General features: G+C 70.2%; 13 protein-coding genes. 6 read left to right on the top strand and 7 right to left on the bottom strand.

Annotation, left to right across the window (positions count from 1 at the left end; genetic code table 11):
* Positions 1-230: 230 nt before the first annotated feature.
* Positions 231-1,418 carry a glycoside hydrolase family 105 protein gene (locus tag ACLJQF_RS44040; protein WP_410616276.1) on the top strand — a complete coding sequence of 396 codons (1,188 nt, stop codon included), beginning with the start codon at positions 231-233 and terminating at the stop codon, positions 1,416-1,418.
* Positions 1,419-1,664: 246 nt separating this feature from the next.
* Here the strand turns inward: ACLJQF_RS44040 and ACLJQF_RS44035 are convergent, their stop codons facing one another.
* The 4 genes from ACLJQF_RS44035 to ACLJQF_RS44020 all read right to left on the bottom strand — a co-directional run bounded on the left by ACLJQF_RS44035 (position 1,665) and on the right by ACLJQF_RS44020 (position 6,289).
* Positions 1,665-3,149, bottom strand: coding sequence for a glycoside hydrolase family 28 protein (locus ACLJQF_RS44035; RefSeq protein ID WP_410616275.1), 1,485 nt, complete (start codon positions 3,147-3,149; stop codon positions 1,665-1,667).
* 238 nt (positions 3,150-3,387) lie between these two features.
* A complete protein-coding gene (locus tag ACLJQF_RS44030; RefSeq protein WP_410616274.1) occupies positions 3,388-4,014 on the bottom strand; it encodes a TetR family transcriptional regulator in 627 nt (208 codons plus the stop codon).
* A gap of 16 nt (positions 4,015-4,030) precedes the next feature.
* Positions 4,031-5,602 (bottom strand): alkaline phosphatase D family protein, encoded by a 1,572-nt coding sequence (locus tag ACLJQF_RS44025; protein WP_410616273.1) that lies wholly within the window; start codon positions 5,600-5,602, stop codon positions 4,031-4,033.
* Positions 5,603-5,632: 30 nt separating this feature from the next.
* Entirely contained in the window at positions 5,633-6,289 is a 657-nt protein-coding gene (locus ACLJQF_RS44020) for an SH3 domain-containing protein (RefSeq protein ID WP_410616272.1), read from the bottom strand.
* 114 nt (positions 6,290-6,403) lie between these two features.
* On the opposite strand from ACLJQF_RS44020, the gene ACLJQF_RS44015 reads away from it, so the two are divergent.
* The 3 genes from ACLJQF_RS44015 (at position 6,404) to ACLJQF_RS44005 (ending at position 12,107) form a co-directional block, all read left to right on the top strand.
* Complete coding sequence (locus ACLJQF_RS44015; protein WP_410616271.1) at positions 6,404-9,337, top strand: AfsR/SARP family transcriptional regulator; 2,934 nt, start codon at positions 6,404-6,406, stop codon at positions 9,335-9,337.
* A gap of 87 nt (positions 9,338-9,424) precedes the next feature.
* Positions 9,425-10,648 (top strand): hypothetical protein, encoded by a 1,224-nt coding sequence (locus tag ACLJQF_RS44010; RefSeq protein ID WP_410616270.1) that lies wholly within the window; start codon positions 9,425-9,427, stop codon positions 10,646-10,648.
* Between the two features lie 211 nt (positions 10,649-10,859).
* Positions 10,860-12,107 carry a glucuronyl hydrolase gene (locus ACLJQF_RS44005; protein ID WP_410616269.1) on the top strand — a complete coding sequence of 416 codons (1,248 nt, stop codon included), beginning with the start codon at positions 10,860-10,862 and terminating at the stop codon, positions 12,105-12,107.
* A 39-nt stretch (positions 12,108-12,146) separates the two neighbouring features.
* On the opposite strand, the gene ACLJQF_RS44000 is transcribed toward ACLJQF_RS44005, so the two are convergent.
* The gene (locus ACLJQF_RS44000; protein WP_410616268.1) at positions 12,147-12,587 is read right to left on the bottom strand and encodes a DUF4396 domain-containing protein; all 441 of its coding nucleotides are present in this window, start codon (positions 12,585-12,587) and stop codon (positions 12,147-12,149) included.
* A gap of 325 nt (positions 12,588-12,912) precedes the next feature.
* Here ACLJQF_RS44000 and ACLJQF_RS43995 point away from each other — a divergent pair, with 325 nt between their 5' ends.
* The gene (locus tag ACLJQF_RS43995) at positions 12,913-13,929 is read left to right on the top strand and encodes an autoinducer 2 ABC transporter substrate-binding protein (protein WP_410616267.1); all 1,017 of its coding nucleotides are present in this window, start codon (positions 12,913-12,915) and stop codon (positions 13,927-13,929) included.
* A 6-nt stretch (positions 13,930-13,935) separates the two neighbouring features.
* Here the strand turns inward: ACLJQF_RS43995 and ACLJQF_RS43990 are convergent, their stop codons facing one another.
* Together ACLJQF_RS43990 and ACLJQF_RS43985 are read right to left on the bottom strand one after the other, a co-directional pair.
* Complete coding sequence (locus ACLJQF_RS43990) at positions 13,936-15,294, bottom strand: DUF6923 family protein (protein ID WP_410616266.1); 1,359 nt, start codon at positions 15,292-15,294, stop codon at positions 13,936-13,938.
* Entirely contained in the window at positions 15,291-16,058 is a 768-nt protein-coding gene (locus ACLJQF_RS43985; RefSeq protein ID WP_410616265.1) for a hypothetical protein, read from the bottom strand. The genes ACLJQF_RS43990 and ACLJQF_RS43985 overlap by 4 nt, the downstream gene beginning before the upstream one ends.
* A gap of 473 nt (positions 16,059-16,531) precedes the next feature.
* Here ACLJQF_RS43985 and ACLJQF_RS43980 point away from each other — a divergent pair.
* Positions 16,532-17,030 (top strand): cyclic nucleotide-binding domain-containing protein (locus ACLJQF_RS43980; protein WP_410616264.1); only part of this gene is annotated, 499 nt, incomplete at its 3' end.

Here is a 17,030-nt window from a genome sequence, read left to right as displayed (position 1 = left end):
TTCGAGTTAAATATCTGATATATGACGCAAGAGATCCGATCTCTCTTGACGGCACGTCCGGGAGGCGGGTAGATGTTTCCCCGAGAGCGCTTTCGCTCCCAGACCATCGCTCCGGCGACACGGGCAGCACGCCGCGCCCCCCAGAGCTGGTCGGGATGCCGACGGACGGCGGATCGGCATCCCGGCCACCCTTTCACCGCGTCGCGGGGCCAGCGTACGAAAGGACGACGATGTCCGAACACCCCCTTCGCCCGACCCGGCGCGCGGTCCTGGCCGGCACCCTCGGCGCCCTGGGCGCGCTCGCCGCGGCGGGCCCCCTGGCCCGGGCGGCGGACCAGCTCCCCCCGATCGGCGGCGCGGCGCCGCCCCCGGACTGGTCCCGCGCGGTGATCGATTCGACGATGAAGCGCTACACGCCCGACAAGATCGGCGGCTGGGGCTACACCCTCGGGCTGTACCTCTACGGGCAGTACCTGTTCTACAAGCGCACCGGCGAGAAGAAGTACCTCGACTACATCGTCGCGTGGTACGACCGGTTCATCACCGACAGCGGCATCTCGAACAGCTTCAACAACCTCGATTCGATGCGCTCGTGCCAGATGCTGCCGCTGCTGTACGCGGAAACCGGCCGCAAGAAGTACAAGACGGCGGCCGACCAGCTGCGCAAGCGCTTCCCGTCCTACCCCCGGACGTCCGACGGCGGCATGTTCCACGCCACCAGCAAGGTCGGCCAGCTGTGGGGCGACGGCGTCTACATGGCCCAGCCGTTCCTCGCGCTGTACGGCGCGGCCTTCGGCGACGGTGACTATTGCTTCGAAGAGGCGGCGAAGAACATCGTCGTGTACTTCAGCCACCTGCGCGAACCGGCGAAGGGCCTGCTGTACCACGCCTACGACGAGGACGGTTCCGAGTCGTGGGCGTCCGGGTCCGGGCACCACTCGAAGTACCACTGGGCGCGCGCGATCGGCTGGTTCGGCATGGCCACCATCGACATCCTCGAGGTCCTCCCGGCGAACCACCCGCGGCGGGCCGCACTGATCGACGTCGTGAAGTTCCTGGCCGCCGGTTACCAGCGATACCAGGACGCGTCGACCGGCCGGTGGTACCAGGTCGTCGACCGCGGCGGCGACTCGAAGAACTGGCTGGAGACGTCGGCGTCGTCGATGTACACGTTCACGATGGCCCGCGGCGTCCAGCGCGGCTACCTGCCGGCGTCCTACCAAGCGGTGGCGGACAAGGGCTACGCCGGCGTGCTGAAGAAGGTGTCGCTCGGCTCGGACGGCCTCACGAACATCACCGACATCTGCGAAGGCACCAACGTCGGCGACCTCTCCTACTACTACGCCCGCGCCCGCAAGACCAACGACTTCCACGGCCTCGGCGCGTTCCTCATCATGAACGAGCAGTACTCGCACTGACCTCCGCGACGCCGCAGAAGGGGCCCCGGCCAACCACCCGGGGCCCCTTCCTCACGTGCGCAAAGGGTCGACACGCGTGATTGGAGGGTCAACTCGCGTGATTGGAGGGTCGACACGAGGATGCGCCTCGCCAGGCAGTGTCGACCCTTCAATCACGCGTGTCGACTGCTCAATCACGCGTGTCGACCCTTCGATCACAGCCCGAGGCCCTCTTCCCTGGCGGGGAAGGGGGCCTCGTGGCGTGGGTCAGCAGGTTGAGGTGGAACCTGTGGTGTTGAGGCGGAGGGCGGAGCCCGACGTGGTCGCCGAGTCCTTGACGCAGTAGCCCGTCACCGACTGGAAGCCGATGTCGAACGGGCTCTTCGAGCCCTTCTCCGCCGTGAAGTGGTCGAACGTGATGTCCGAGCTGTTGTTGACGATGCTGGCCGGACGGCCGTCGTCCTTGGCGAACTCGACCGAGCTGTCCACGAACCGGATGCCGTTCGCGTAGTGCAGGTACCAGCCGTACGACGGGCGGGTGCCGATGCTCTTCGGGTTGTAGTCCGTCGCCGTGTTGCTCGGGACGCCGGTGCCCATGGTGCCGTTGCCGCCGGGCACGTTCAGCTTGACGCCGGTGAACGTGACGTCGGAGACGCGGTGGCTGCTGTCCGCGCCCCAGATCGTCGGGCTGAAGTTGCTGCCCGTGTGCGTTCCGGTGACGTTGTCCAGCGTGATGTTGCTGATCGAGCCGACGCCCGGGTTGTTGCCGCACCGCTTCCGGGTGCCGATCTTCATCATGATCGGCGAATACGTCCCGGACATCGTGATGTTGCGGTAGTGCACGTCGGAAATCTTCGCGCCGTCCATCGAAACGATCCCGATGCCCGATTTGTGCGCACTGGTGATCGTGATGTCCGAGAACTGGTAGCCGGTGAAGTCACCGCACGTCTCGGACCCGAACATCAGCGCGTTGCAGCACTGTGCCGACAGCTTCGCGTTGTTCACCGTCACGTTCCCGTTCGGCAGTTTCGCACCGAGGGCGTAGTCGCTCTTGAACACCAGCGCGTCGTCGTTCGCGGCGATCGAAGCGTTTGTGATCGTGACGTTGGTCGTGCTGATGATGTTCCAGCCGTCGCGGTCGCTCGCCGTGTCGATGGTCAGGTGGTCGGAGACGACGTTCGTGCAGCCGTTGATCAGCGCCGCGAAGTGGCCGCCGCGGCGCAGTTTGACGCCGGACAGCGTCAGGCCGTCACACCGGGTGAGCGACAGGATCTTGTCGGCTTCGCCGGACTTCGGGTTGCCGGTGATGAGGTTGCCGCCGCCGTCGATCGTGCCCGCGCCGGTGAAGCCGATGTTCGTCAGCTTGTCGCCGTAGAACATCGCGTTGTGGAAGTGGCTGTGGCCGTAGTCCTGGTAGTCGTCCCACTGGTTCGACTCGGGCTTGTCGTAGGTGTCCGCACTGGACCCGGTGATCGTGGCGCCCGCGTCGAGCTGGATCGTGACGTTGCTCTTGAGGTGAACGGTGTTCGCCGACTTGTAGGTGCCGGAGGTGAACCGGACGGTGCCGCCGCCCGCCGCGTTGGCCGCGGTGATCGCCTTGTCGATGGCGGCGGAATCGTTGGCCGACCCGTTTCCCTTGGCGCCGTAGTCCTTCACGTCGTAGACGCCGCCGGGTGCGGCGGCGGAGACACCGGCGCCGGCCACCACCAGCCCCGCCACCGCGAAGGAGACCAGCAAGAATTTCTTCACCATAGACCGCCTTGTCATGGAATCGAAAATTCGGCATGACGGCGGAGCACTCAGATTACGAGTGACACCAACGGAATGTCAAGATCGCGGGGGGTGGGGACCCGCGCCACCCCCAGTCGGGCGCGGGTCCCCGTGATCGGTGGTTCGGTCCATTCAGGATTCTCGGAGTCTACCTTCGCCGGACCCGGATGCCCCGTGCGTTTTTCATGGTCGACAACGTGAATCCGGCATGATCGGCGAGTCAGGCGAACCCTACGCCGGACAACAGCAGCGTGAACGCCCGTTCGGCCGCCGCGAGAGCATCCGGGAGACGCTCCCGCGCGGGCACGCCGGCCGCGATCGCCGCCATGTTCGCCGTGGCCAGCGTCCGCCGGACCGCCGTGATCTGCGCCGCGGCCAGGCTCGCGTCCGGTGCGGGCACGCCGGCTCCGGCGAGCGCGGCGGTCAGCGCCACCTCCCCCGCCGAGGTGAATTCCACCAGCCGTGCCACGAGCGCCGGCGTGCCGGTGACCAGCCGGAACACCGCGGCGACCGCCGGGAGGTCGCACAGCCCGGTCACCGGCTCCCCCGCCTCGAGCCCCCGCAGGAATGCCTCCCGCAACGCGGCCAGGGGGCCCTGGTCCGGGCGGCGGGCGCGGACGACGTCCGCCGCGTCGGTCTCGTGGTCGGCGAACCGGTGCAGCACGAGGTCTTCCTTGGCCGGGAAGTAGGCGAAGAGCGTCCGCTTGGACACCTCGGCCGCCCGCGCCACCTCGGCGACCCCGACGGCGTCGAACCCGCGCTCGAGAAAGAGCTCGATCGCCGCCGCCGAGATCGCCGCCCGCGTGCGGAGCTTCTTGCGCTCCCGCAGGCCCAGTTCGTCGTTCACGTCACGCAGCGTAGCCTCACGGCTTCTGGAGGCCGGGCTTCCCGGCCTGCACCACGAAGCTGACGTCGTTCTTGATCACGACCGACGCCGGGTCGTAGACGCTGGTGTCGGACGTCGTCATGAAGTCCGCCCGCATCTCCGACGGCGTGGTCGTGACGCGGACGTACCCGCGCTCGCCGTTGCAGTACTTGACGTGCGGGTTGTTCGCGTTCCAGGTCGCGCTGGGCGCCGAGGCGTTGTCGCTGTTGCTCGTGACCGACGTCGTGACCAGCTCCGAGCCGATGACCGGGGAGCTGTGGTTGAAGTAGTCCAGCCGGAGGTCGGCGGCCCAGTGCCGGTGGACGTCGCCGGTCAGCACCACCGGGTTGGCGACCTTGCGGTCGACCCAGCCCTGCTGGATCCGGTTCCGGGAGGCCTCGTAGCCCTGCCAGGAGTCGTTGCCCTCGCAGGTGGCCTTGTTGCCGTCGGCGTCCCGCGTGGCGAAGAAGACCTGCTGGCCGAGGAAGTCCCAGGTCGCCGGGTGCGACTCGAACTGCTTGAGCAGCCACGCCTCCTCCGTGGCGCCGAGGATGCTGCGGGAGGTGCTGCGCATGTCGGTGCAAGAGGGACCGGCGTCGCCGGAAGGGTCGGCCACCTGGGCGCTGCGGTACTGACGGGTGTCGAGCATGTGGAACCGGGCCAGGTTGCCCCACATCAGCTGCCGGTACAGCTGGATCGACGCGCCGTTGGGCTTGGCCGTCGAGCGGATCGGGGTGTTCTCGTAGAAGGCCTGGAAGCCGGCGGCCTTGCGCGCGGCCGGCGCCGGCGAGGTGGTGCCGTTCCAGTTGTTCATCACCTCGTGGTCGTCGAAGACCACGATCCAGGGCGCGATCGCGTGCGCGGCCTGCAGGTCGGCGTCGGTCTTGTGCTGGGCGTGGCGGGCGCGGTACTGCGCGAGGGTGGTGACGTCCTCGGTGAAGGCCAGGCTGCGCGGGTTGCGCTCCTGCGCGGCCCGGCCCGACTTCTTCTCGTAGATGTAGTCGCCGAGGAACAGCACCAGGTCCGGGTCGTCGGCCACGATGCCCTTGTACGCGTGGTAGTAGCCCTCCTCCCAGTGCTGGCAGGAGCTGAAGCAGTACTTGAGCTGGTTGACGGCGGCACCGGCGGCGGGCGCGGTGCGTGTCCGGCCGACCGGCGAGAGGTAGCCGGAACTCTTGAACCGGTAGAAGTACTCGCGCGCCGGCTGCAGCCCGGTCGGTTCGATGTGGACGCTGTGCCCGGACGCGCTGACGGCGCTCACCGAGCCGCGCTGCACGACCGAGCTGAACGCCTCGTCGTTCGCGATCTCCCAGTCGACCGCGTAGGTGGCGTCCGGCATGCCGCCGAAGCCGTCCGGGTTGAGCGGCGAGGGGGCGAGTCTCGTCCACAGCACCACGCTGTCGGGAAGCGGATCGCCGGAGGCGATGCCGAGCTGGAAGGGATCGCGGATGGGGGGAGCGGCGGCCGTCGTGCGGGCGTTCGCCCACGACGGCAGCGCCGCCGAAGCCGCGGTGGCGGTGACCGCGGCGAGCCCGCCGAGGAGCACCTTGCGCCGGTTGACCTGACCCATGGGAAAGCCCTTTCTCGTGGTGAACGGGCCTCAGGCCGCGTAGTCGGTGATGCCGTCGCTGCAGGACTTCAGATCCGGCTTGGCGGTCGTGTAGTTGGCGACGCACACCTTGTAGAAGAGCCAGGTGCCGTGCGGGACTCCGGCGGCCTTGTCGACCTTCGTGCCCTCGCCGCCGGAGTTCCAGACGTAGAACGGCCCGGCGCCGCCCTTGAGCCAGTAGGCGACCACGGCCGAGTAGCCGTCGGAACTCGTGTCGTAGACCAGGAAGTGGGAGTCGGACGAGCGGTACTGCCCCTCGCCCGCGCAGGCGTCGGCGCACTGGGCGCTGCCGGTGCCGACGCCGCAGTCGGGCGCGATCCGCGTGTCGGAGTTCGTGAACACGTAGGTGTCCGAGATGTACCCGCCGAGCGCGGGCACGTAGTCCCACAACGTGCTCGTGCCGTACGTGCCGGTCACCGATGTGCCGTTGAGCTGGCAGTCGATGGTGACGGTGGCGCCGTTGGCGACGGTCTTGACGGCCGTGGCGCTCGCCGTGGGTGCCCGCCGGACGTTGAGCGGATCACCTGCGGTTTTCACGGTCCCGCTCGCCGCCGCGGACGCTTCGACCGCACCGCCGGCGAGGAACGCGCCGACCGCGGCCAGTACCAGGCCGGAACCGGCGATACGCCGGAGTTTCGATCGCTTCATGGCCGCAGCGTCGCTCCGCGCCGTACACATTCCGTACAAAGGCCCCGCACGTGTGCGCACAGACACTCCGAATGGATCTAGCCCCTGCGCCGGACGGGTCCTAGAGTCCGGGACATGGGGGAACTCATCGGGCAGGTTGAGACCACCTCGCTGACCATCCGCGTCCTCGGTCCGCTGGAGGTCACCGCCGCCGGGCGGGTGATCGCCCTCGGCGGCCCGAAGCCCCGGCTGCTGCTGGCCGCGCTGGCCCTGCAGCCGAACGTCGTCGTCTCGACCGACGTGCTGGTGGAAGTGCTGTGGCCACAGGCGGCACCGCGGTCGGCCGCGGCGAACATCCGCACGTACGTCCATTCGCTGCGAAGACGCTTCGCGGAGATCCACCCCGACCTGGGCGAGCGGATCAGCAGCCGGGCCTCCGGCTACCTGCTGACCGCGTCGCCGGAAGAACTGGACCACCTCGCCTTCGCCGCCTTGGCCGGCGAAGCCCAGGAAGCCCTCGACGGCGGCGAAGCCGAAAGCGCCCTCAAACTCCTCGACAAGGCCGACGCGTTGTGGCGCGGCGAAGTCCTCGAAGGCCTGCCGCACGATCACAGCTGGGGCGCGACCGTCGCCCGGCTCGCCGAACTGCGGCTGTCGGTGCAGGAACAGCGCCTTCGCGCGCGGATCGGCCTCGGCCGCTCCGGCGAGGCCATCGCCGAGCTGCGCGGGCTGGTCACCGAGCACCCGCTGCGCGAGGAGCTCTGGGCACAGCTGATCGTCGCGCTGCGCGCCGCGAGCCGGACCGGCGACGCGATCGAGGCGTACGAGTCGGCCGAGCGGGTCCTGCGCGACGAACTCGACGCCGAACCGGGCGCCCGGCTGCGCGAGCTGCGCGCGACCCTGGTGCCGGAAAACGTCCTCTCCCCGCGCCTCGCCGACGTCGCCCCGGTCTGCCAGCTGCCCCTCGACCTGCCGGACTTCACCGGCCGCGACGCGCTGATCCACGACGTCGTCACCCTGCTGCAGGAGCGTGCGGACTCCGGCACGCCCGCCGTGATCGTGCTCTCGGGCGCGCCCGGCGTCGGCAAGTCGGCAGTCGCCGTCCGGGTCGCGCACGCGCTGCGCGAGGAGTTTCCCGACGGCCAGCTGCACGTCGACCTGGCCGGCACGTCGTCGTCGCCGCGGGCGCCGATGAGCGTGCTCGCCGAGCTGCTGCGCACGCTGGGCATCCCCGACGCCGGCCTGCCGCGCGAGCTGGCCGAGCGGTCGGCGCTGCTGCGGTCGCGGCTGGCCGGGCGGCGGATGTGCGTCGTGCTCGACGACGCCGGCAGCGAGGCCCAGGTCCGGCCGCTGCTGCCCGGGGCCGGGGCCTGCGCGGTGCTGCTGACCAGCCGGATCCGGCTGCCCGGGCTCGCCGGCGCGAAGCCGGTGGACGTCGACCTGCTGCCCGAGGCCGAGGCCGCGCGGCTGCTGCAAGGCATCGTCGGCGCGGAGCGCGTGGCCGCCGAGCCGGAGAGCGCCGCGGCGATCCTGCGCCAGTGCGGGCACCTGCCGCTGGCGATCCGGGTGGCGGGCGCGAAGCTGACGCACCGGCCGGGCTGGACGCTGCGGCTGCTGGCCGACCGGCTGGGTGACGAGCGCCGCCGGCTCGACGAGCTGCGCGTCGGCGACCTCGCCGTCCGCGCGAGCGTGACCCTGTCCTACGACCTGCTGCCGATGTCGGCGGCGACGGCGTTCCGCGGGCTGGGCCTGCTCGGGCCGGTGCAGTTCCCGGCGTGGACGGTGGCGGCGGTGCTGGGCCGCCGGGACGCCGAGGACGTCCTCGACGTGCTGGTCGACGGCCACCTCGTCGAGCTCGTCGGCTCCGATTCGGCCGGGCAGCCGCGTTACCGGCTCCACGACCTGCTGCGCGTGTACGCGGTGGAGCTGGCCGAGCGGAGTGACGCGGCGAAGACCCGGGCCGGCCTGCGGCGGGCCCTGGAAGGCTACCTGGGGCTGGCGCTCGAGGCGGCGCGCCGGATGCCGCTGCACTTCTTCGGCATGTACTGCGACGACGAGCTGCCGCGCCCCGGCGTGCCCGCAGGTGTGCTGCCCGACGACCCGGCGGTGTGGTTCGCGGCCGAGCGGCACACGACCGTCGCGGCGGTTTCGCTGGCCGCCCAGCACGGATTCGACGATCTGGCGTGGCAGCTGGCTTCGGCGCTGACCCCGTACTTCGACCTCCGCGGGCCGCAGGACGACTGGCACAGCACGCACCTGGTCGCGCTGGCGGCGAGCCGCCGGACCGGTTCGGCGCGGGCCGAGGCGATCGTCCAGCGCAACCTCGGGCAGTACCTGCTGTACCAGGACGAGTACGCCGAGGCGCGGGTGGCGTTCGAGGAGTCGAAGAGGCTGTTCGACGAGGTCGGCGACATCCAGGGGGTCGCCGTCGCGCTCACCGGGCTCTCGACGATCCTGCGCATCGAAGGCGAGGACGATCTGGCCCTCGACCACTGCCACGAGGCACTGAAGCTGTTCGCGGAGGCCGACGACCCCAACGGCGAAGCGGTGGCCCGCCTCGGTGCCGGCGCGGTGTGGATGGCCCGGGGCTGTTACGCGGCGGCGAAGCGCTGGATCACCGACGCCCTGGAGCTGTCGGCCTCGATCGGCGACCGCCACCGCGAAGCCCACGCGCTCAAGCGGCTGGGCCTGCTGTTCCAGCACCAGGGCAACCTGGCGGCGGCGCGCGAGCACGTCGACCGCGCGATCGCGATCTTCACCGACCTCGGTGACGACCATTGTGTGGGGTACGCGAACCAGAACCTGGGTGAGCTGTGCCTGCACAGCGGGGATTTCGCACACGCGCAGCTGTTGCTGGTGAACTCGCTGGCGGTGCACCGCCGCAACGGCGACCGGCGGTCGGAGGCCGAGGTTTCGCAGCTGCTCGGCGAGTTGCACCGCGCGCTTTCGCAGCCGGAGCGGTCGCGGGACTACTCGGAGCGGGCGCTGGCGATCTGGCATGAGCTGTCCACCCGGCCGAAGGAGCAGCCGGTTGTCATGGCGGAGCGCCCGCACATAGCGTCCGCCTGACGCACAATCTGGTTGTACGGATCATGTACGCCGCCCCGTCAGTCTTTCGCCACCTACGAACGAACAGGTGCGAGAGGAGAACCGGGGATGATCCGGATCATGAAGGCCGGCCGCGTGACCGCGGCGGTTCTGGCCGCCGGGGCGGTGACGGCACTGGCCGGAGCCCCCGCGCAGGCCGCCACGGCGCCCGCCAACACCGACTGGACCGCCGATCTGTCCACTGTGGACAGCAATGACGTCAACGTCACCGGCGCGGGTGGCACGCTCACCCTGGCCGACGCCGCCTGGCACAGAACCGCCCGCGTGTTCGCCGGCAGTGAGGGCAGCCTCATCACCGCCGGGCACCAGCTCGGCTCGGCGGCCAACCGCGTCAGCGCCGAACTGACCGCCGACACCCCCAAGGGCACGTCGATCGACGTCGACGTCCGCGGCCGGACCGGCGTGAACGACTGGACCGAGTGGACTCCCGCCGGCACCACGCTGAAGAGCGCGGTGCAGGAGGTGCAGGTGCGGATCAGCCTGCACAGCACCACCGACGGCGTGCGGCCGTCCGTCACGAACGTCGCGCTCAGCGCCGACAGCGCCCCGCAGGCCAACGCCCTGACCGCCGGGACCGAACTGACCTACAAGGTGTACGGCACCCGGGAAGGCCTGATCGGCGGGAAGACCGCCAACGGCCACATCATCACCAGCCGCGACCACTTCGTCGCGCTGCCGTCCGGCAAGGGCCTGGCCCCCAAGGGCACCGGTGACTACACCGTCCGCGTCTGCCGCACCGACGGCAGCAAGTGCGAGTACGCGCCGGTGTGGGACGTCGGCCCGTGGAACGAGCAGGACGACTACTGGAACCCGTCGTCGGTGCGGACCAAGTTCAAGGACCTGCCGCAGGGCCAGCCCGAAGCGTATGCCGCGTACACCAACGGCTACAACGGCGGCAAGAGCGGCCTCGGCTACAAGGTGCAGAACCCGGCCGGCATCGACCTCGCCGACGGCGTCTTCTGGGACGGCCTCGGCATGTCCGACAACGGCAACGTGAACGTCAGCTACCTGTGGACCGGCTCCGGCCCGACCGGTGTCGTCAGCACGGCCGGCGACCCGATGAACGTCCGGGCGAGCGCAAGCACCACGGCCGCGGTCAAGGGCCTCGCGGCGAACTACGCCCGGGTCAACATCGAGTGCTACGTCGAGGGTGACACCGTCACCGGCAAGTTCGGCACCGGCAACATCTGGGACCGGATCGGCCCCGGGCACTACGTGTCGGACACCTACCTGCAGACGGGTTCCGACCAGCCGGTCGCCCCGCACTGCTGAAAATCGTCGCGAGGTCGACTGCCCTCACCCCGCGATAACGGCGAAGGCCCGGTGTCCCCCGCCGGGCCTTCGCCCATTTCCGCGCAATTCCGCTCAGCGGCACACCTTTCACAAACGTGAACGAACTTCCGCCGGGTGTACAACGGGCCGTCGATCGTGCAAAAATTCCGGGCACTCTCCTCCCCACGGAATCACGGAATGGCGGGTACCTGTGAGCGTTTCCCGGAGAACCCTGCTGACCAGCGCGGCCGGTGCCGCGGTGGCGGTGGGCGCCAGCACTTCCACGGCCACCGCCGCAGTCACAGTCGCGGCCGGCCTCGAAACCACCGACACGGCCTCGGCCACCCGGACGCTCCGCCAAGCGGCCGATTATGCGGTGGCCAAACTCCGCGCGGTGGCCCCCGGCGTCACCGCGTTTCCGGTCGGCACGAAGTTCGAGAAATGGACCTATTCGCAGAACGGCGACTGGGTCGGCGGATTCTGGCCCGGCCAGTTGTGGCTGGCCTGGCTGCACAGCGGTGAGGAACAATTCAAGACCCTCGCGCTGGCTTCCGCCGAAAAACTCGCGCCGCGCCAGAACGACACGGGCACGCACGACCTCGGCTTCCTCTTCTACCCCTCGTGGGTGACGGCCTGGCGGCTCACCGGCGACGAGAAGTGGAAGGCGGGCGCGCTGCAGGCCGCGTCATCGCTGATCAAGCGCTACAACCCGGCGGGGAAGTTCATCCGCGCCTGGGGCGCGCTCGACGACCCGAAGAACGCCGGCCGCGTCATCATGGACACGATGATGAACCTCGACCTGCTCGCGTTCGCCAGTGCGCAGACGCAGGATCCGCGGTACCTCGAAATCGCCGTCGCGCACGCGAAAACAGCGCAGCGGAACTTCCTGCGCCCCGACGGGTCGACGCCGCACGTGTTCGACTTCGACCCGATCACCGGCGCGCCGATCGGACCGAACACGGTGCAGGGCTACAGCCCTGCGTCGTGCTGGTCGCGCGGGCAGGCCTGGGGGGTCTACGGGTTCACGACCATCCACCGGCGCACCGGGGACCCGGAGTTCCTGACCACGGCCCGGCGGCTCGCGGACTTCGCGCTGTCCCGGCTGACGCCCGACCACGTGCCGGTGTGGGACTACCTGGCGCCGCAGGCACCCGACGACGTCAAGGACGCGTCCGCCGGCGTGATCATGGCGTGCGGCCTGCTGGACCTGGCGGAACTCACGCACCGCCCGCAGTACCGCGAAAGCGCGCTGCGGATCCTCACTGCGGTGTCGCGGACGTGCTTGACGACGAAGTCCACGCGCGCCGAGGCGAGCGTCGCGCGCTGCACCCGCAACCGGCCGAACGAGGACGGCGTCGAGGTGTCGCTGCCCTACGCCGACTACTACCTGCTGGAAGGCATCCTGCGGGTGCTCGACCGGCGCAAGGTGGACCGCGCGATCGACCTTTCGCGCGGATAGCGACGTCCGAGGAGGCCGCCACCTCTCCGGACGCGCTCCTCAGTGGTGGTGCGCGTGCACCTTGGCGTGGCCGAGGCCGCGCCCGATCATCCACTTGTTGACCGGCACCGTGACGACGAACGCGACCACCAGCGAGAGCGCCAGTGCCAGCCAGAAGAGCAGGCTGGCCAGCCCGGCGTCCATCGCGCCCGGAATCGCCACGACGACGGTGTTGTCGATCAGCTCCATCACGGCGATCGACACGGTGTCCGCGGCCAGCGCGACCTTGAACGCCGTCTGGAGGTCCACCCCCGACTTCAGCACCCCCCGCATGGTCAGGGCGTACCCGAAGGCGAAGGCCAGCGCGATCGACAGAACCACGGTCGCCGCGTTGTGCAGGCCGAACGCCGTGCCCAGCACCTCACCGATGGCGCAGCCGGTCAGGCAGTGCAGAGTCGCCTGGATCGCTGTCGCCCACGAAGCTCCGTGCTGTTCGCTCATGAACCGGACTATACCCCCCAGGGGTAACTAGCGCACGTCCTCGCCTCGCCCCCAAGCGCCCCAATGTGGCCTTCGGTGCGTCAGACGCACCGAAGGCCGCCTTGGGTGCGCCAGACGCAACCAAGGCCGCCTTGGGGCGCTCGGGGTCGTCGCTCAGCGTAGTCGAAGCGGCCGACCAGGGGATTTCCGCAGGAGCAGAACTCACTTCCGTAACCCTTTGCGCACATCCCGTTGACCACAGTTACCCGGGGCCCTACGTTCGCCCTTGGTCTCCACCATGCGCAGACCCATCGAACTGATCGAATTTCCTGAGGAACGGGTGGAGATGCGAGGGCCGACGAAGACCTTCCGGCTGGTCGCGACGGTGACAGTGGTCGCGACGCTCGTCCTCGGGGGCTGCTCGGACCAGCTGGGCAGCGCACCCGCGCCGTCGCCGACCCGGATCGAGTTCGTGCCCAAGGTCCGCGACATCCCGTACTTCGAGGCGATGGACAACGGCGGCCTGGAAGCGGCGAAACAGCTGGGCGTGACGTGGCACTCGACCGGCCCGGCGACCGTCGACCCGGCCGCGCAGGTGACGATCCTGCGCGACCTGATCGCGAAGAAGGTCGACGTCATCGTCGTGGCCCCGAACGACCCGGCCGCGCTCGCGGGCGTGATCGCCGAGGCGAGAGCGAAGGGCATCCACGTGCTCACCTCGGACACCGACGCGCCGGGCTCGCAGCGCGAGGTGTTCGTCAACCAGGCCACCGCGCAGGGCATCGGCACCGCGCTCGTCGACGCGCTGATGGCGAAGACCGGCGGCACCGGCCAGTACGCCATCGTCTCCTGCGGCCCGGCCGCGGCGAACCTCAACTCGTGGATCGCGGTCCAGAAGGAGTACGCGGCCGCGCACTACCCGAAGGCCGAGCTCGTCGACACCGTGTACGCGGGCGAAGACGAGGCCGCCGCAACGGCCATCGCCAAGCAGCTCATGACCAGCCACCCCGGCCTGACCGGGCTGATCGGCGAGTGCACGACGTCCGCGCCCGGCGTCGCGAAGGCCGTCGACGACGAGCAGAAGATCGGCCGGGTGTTCACCGTCGGTGTCGGGACGCCGCAGGCCATCAAGCCGTTCCTGCTCAAGGGCTCGTGCTCGCAGTCGGTGCTGTGGAACGTCGAGTCGCTGGGCTACCTGACCGCGTGGACGGCGAAGCAGATCGTCGACGGCAAGCCGCTCCAGGCCGTCAACAAGGTGAGCCTGGAGCTGCCGGCGGTGAAGTACGACGCTGCCTCGAAGACCGTCCTGCTGGGCGATCCCCTGCTCATCACCGCCGACAACGTCGACCAGTTCAAGTACTGACCCGCCTCACCGGTGCCGGCGCACGTGGGCGACCGCCGCGCCACCGCCGAGCACGAGGATCAGCGCCGTCAGTCCCCACCGCCGCTTCTCCTCGGTTCGGTGCGCGGTGTCCTGGGCCACCGGCTGGACCTCCTTCTCCGGACGCGCGTGGCGTGTCGTCGGCGGCGGAGGTGACGGGGCCGGAGTGGACGGCGTGGGTGTGACCACCGGCGCGGGCGTGGGCGCCGGGACGGGGGCCGGCGGCAGGGCGACGGGCTGCTCCACCGGCGGCGGCGGTGGCGACTCCGGCGGCGGTGGCGGCTCCGGTGGCGGTGGCGGCTCCGGTGGCGGTGGCGGCTCCGGCGACCGGGTGGACGGCGGTGGCTCGGTCCGCGGCGGCGGCTCCGGTGACTGCTCGGTTTGCGGGGGCGACTGCTCGGTCGGTGGAGGTGACTGCTCGGTCGGCGGAGGGGACTGCCCCGTCGGTGGAGGCGGCGGGGGCGGCTGGGGCGGCTCCGCGAAGCACCCGGCCGCGTCGCCGCTCACCAGCGGCGGCCCGGCCGAGACCTCGGTGGCCGGGCCCGAACCGGTACGCGGCAGGCGGAACGTGGCGCTGCGCTGCCCGTCGTGGTTGGCCGTGGCGTAGATCGCGCCGGGGGCGAGCACGACCGACCCGTACGCGCCGCCGTCGGGGAACCGGAGCCCCGGCACCACCGCGACCTTGCCGCTCGACGGGTCGACGGTGACCACCGAGCTGTCCCCGCGAGAGGTCGCCGAGACGCCGTAGAGGAGCCCGTCCGCCGGGTCGAAGGCGAAGTCGTCGATGCCGACGGCGAGGGACACCGGACGCAGCGCCGTCCGGTGCACCACCCGCACGTAGTCCGCGGCCCCCGGGTCGATGTCCACCGTGTACAGATCGCTGCCCTGTCGCACGTACCACCGGTTGCCGTCGACGGCGCCCGCGGTGGCGCCGGTGACCGGGCTCCACACCGGCTGCCGCGCGCCGGCCCGGCCGAGCACGCCCAGGTCGGTGACCACGCCGGCGGCGTCGATCCGCACCGCGTGCGCGCCGTGGTAGCGGCCGGCGCGGGTGCCGTCGGCGACGCCGTAGACGACGTCCTGCGCGGCGGCGTAACCCATCGCGTTGATCCAGTACCCGGCCCGGCTCACCCGCTGGGTCACCCCGCCGGGCAGCGACAGCAGCCGCAACGTTGTCGGCGCGCCGCTGCGTTCGTTCTCCGCCTGCAGGATCGTGCAGCCGCCCGGTTCCCGCGCCACCGCGAGACGGGACGCCGGGGGTGCGAGCCAGCCCGTCGCCGCCAGCAGCGCCGAGACGGCCGCGGCGGCACCGAGCGCCGCCGCCCAGCGGATCCGCGTGCCGGTCAAGCCAGCCTGGCCAGCGCCGAGGTGAACGCCTCGGGCGGCACGCTCACCCCACCGCTGAACGGGTTCTGCAGCTGGTGGATCGCGAACAGCAGCAACGTGATCGTGCCGGCCAGGGTGGACACGATGATGATGTGCGCGGCCAGCCGCGTGCCGCCGAAGAGGTTGGGCAGCAGGATCGCGGTGATCAGGCTGCCGAGGATGAGCGCGAACCAGACGACCGAGCCGACCCCGCCGGCACCGGAGTGGCTCAGCCGCTGCTGCCGGGCCTGGTAGACCGACCAGAGCTGGTTGCTCGCCTCGGTCTTGCGGTCCAGCTGCCAGTCGCCGTCGGCCGGGGCCTGCGCCACCGCCAGGCGCAGCTGGTCCAGCTGGGTCGCGCCCGTGCCGGGCACCTCGCCGCCGTCGGCCAGGCGCGGCCACTCCTGCTCCTCGACCGTGCGCGCGTAGGCCGCGGCGAGCCGGTGGACGCGGTCCTTCGTCTCCTCCGGCAGCGCGTCGGCCGCCCACGTGGCCGCGACGAGGCTGTCGGCCTCGGTCTGCGCGTTCTGGCTCACGGTGCTCACCTCGTCGAAGAGCGAGATGAGGACGAAGGCGACCAGGACCGCGTGCAGCCCGCCGACGATGGTGAACACCTGGCCTGCCGCGTCGTTGTTGCCGGGCCTGCCTTCGTCGTCCCGGCCGAACCGGCGGACCAGGTAGGCGATCAGGCCGCCGGCGCAGGCCGCACCGGCCACCCAGAGACTGCCGGCCACGAAGATGTTCATCCGGGTCCTTTCGCCCGCGGAGCGCGGGAAGCACTGCCCGCCGCATTCCGCGCCCGGGACCGCCTCAAGTTAGTCATCCATTTCCGGTCGGACAACAGAAAGGGCCGAATTCATCCGGCTGGCCGCACGGGGTCGCGAAAGTCGCCGATTCGGCGCAGTTGACGCGGGGTACCGCCGGTCTTGCCGTACCACTGGGCAACCGCAAATCGCGCTGCCGAACAGGGATTCTCACGACCGAGTGACGCCCGCAAACAGGCCGTGACCACGGTCGTCGAACATCATCGAAAAATGATCAAGGAGCAGGCCGGACATTAACCCGGTGACCCGATCGTGTCATTGTGCGGGCAGGCGCGGTTGCTATGTTGATTTCGCGGCGCCACGAAACCGCGCGCATATCAGGAAATAGCAGGTCATGACCGGCGTGCCGGCTGGGCGGGCACGTACCGAACGCGAATGATTGGGTGGTCCTCGTTGTGACTGTCACCGACCCGGTGGAATCCGAGCAGGCACCGTCAAGCCTGGGACGAGCGGCGGCCCGCACCCTGGCCACCACCACCAAATCCGTCCCCCAGATGCAAGGCATCTCCTCCCGCTGGCTGCTCAAACTCCTGCCCTGGGTCGAAGTCTCCGGCGGAGCCTACCGAGTCAACCGCCGCCTCTCCTACGCCGTCGGCGACGGCCGCGTCACCTTCACCACCACCGGCACCCACGTCCGCGTCATCCCCCCCGAACTCGGCGAACTCGCCCCCCTACGCGGCTACGACGACGACGACATCCTCACCGAACTCGCCGACCGCTTCACCCAACACGAATACGCCCCCGGCGACACCCTCGTCGAATTCGGCTCCCCCGCCGAAGAAGTGTTCCTCCTCGCCCACGGCAAGATCACCAAAATCGGCACCGGCGCCTACGGCGACCAAGTCATCCTCGCCACCCTCGCCGACGGCGACCACTTCGGCGAAACCACCCTCC

The sequence above is a fragment of the Amycolatopsis sp. lyj-109 genome (assembly GCF_046548995.1).
In the GTDB taxonomy this organism is placed as follows: Bacteria; Actinomycetota; Actinomycetes; order Mycobacteriales; family Pseudonocardiaceae; genus Amycolatopsis.
This window is presented reverse-complemented; position numbering and strand designations above follow the sequence as displayed.

Excerpts from the sequence above, each read along its gene's own strand:
- ACLJQF_RS44040 (WP_410616276.1), top strand. The coding sequence starts at position 231 with ATGTCCGAACACCCCCTTCGCCCGACCCGGCGCGCGGTCCTGGCCGGC.
- ACLJQF_RS43995 (WP_410616267.1), top strand. The coding sequence starts at position 12,913 with ATGCGAGGGCCGACGAAGACCTTCCGGCTGGTCGCGACGGTGACAGTG.
- ACLJQF_RS44000 (WP_410616268.1), bottom strand. The coding sequence starts at position 12,587 with ATGAGCGAACAGCACGGAGCTTCGTGGGCGACAGCGATCCAGGCGACT.
- ACLJQF_RS44025 (WP_410616273.1), bottom strand. The coding sequence starts at position 5,602 with ATGGGTCAGGTCAACCGGCGCAAGGTGCTCCTCGGCGGGCTCGCCGCG.
- ACLJQF_RS43985 (WP_410616265.1), bottom strand. The coding sequence starts at position 16,058 with ATGAACATCTTCGTGGCCGGCAGTCTCTGGGTGGCCGGTGCGGCCTGC.
- ACLJQF_RS44035 (WP_410616275.1), bottom strand. The coding sequence starts at position 3,149 with ATGGTGAAGAAATTCTTGCTGGTCTCCTTCGCGGTGGCGGGGCTGGTG.
- ACLJQF_RS44010 (WP_410616270.1), top strand. The coding sequence starts at position 9,425 with ATGATCCGGATCATGAAGGCCGGCCGCGTGACCGCGGCGGTTCTGGCC.
- ACLJQF_RS44015 (WP_410616271.1), top strand. The coding sequence starts at position 6,404 with ATGGGGGAACTCATCGGGCAGGTTGAGACCACCTCGCTGACCATCCGC.
- ACLJQF_RS44020 (WP_410616272.1), bottom strand. The coding sequence starts at position 6,289 with ATGAAGCGATCGAAACTCCGGCGTATCGCCGGTTCCGGCCTGGTACTG.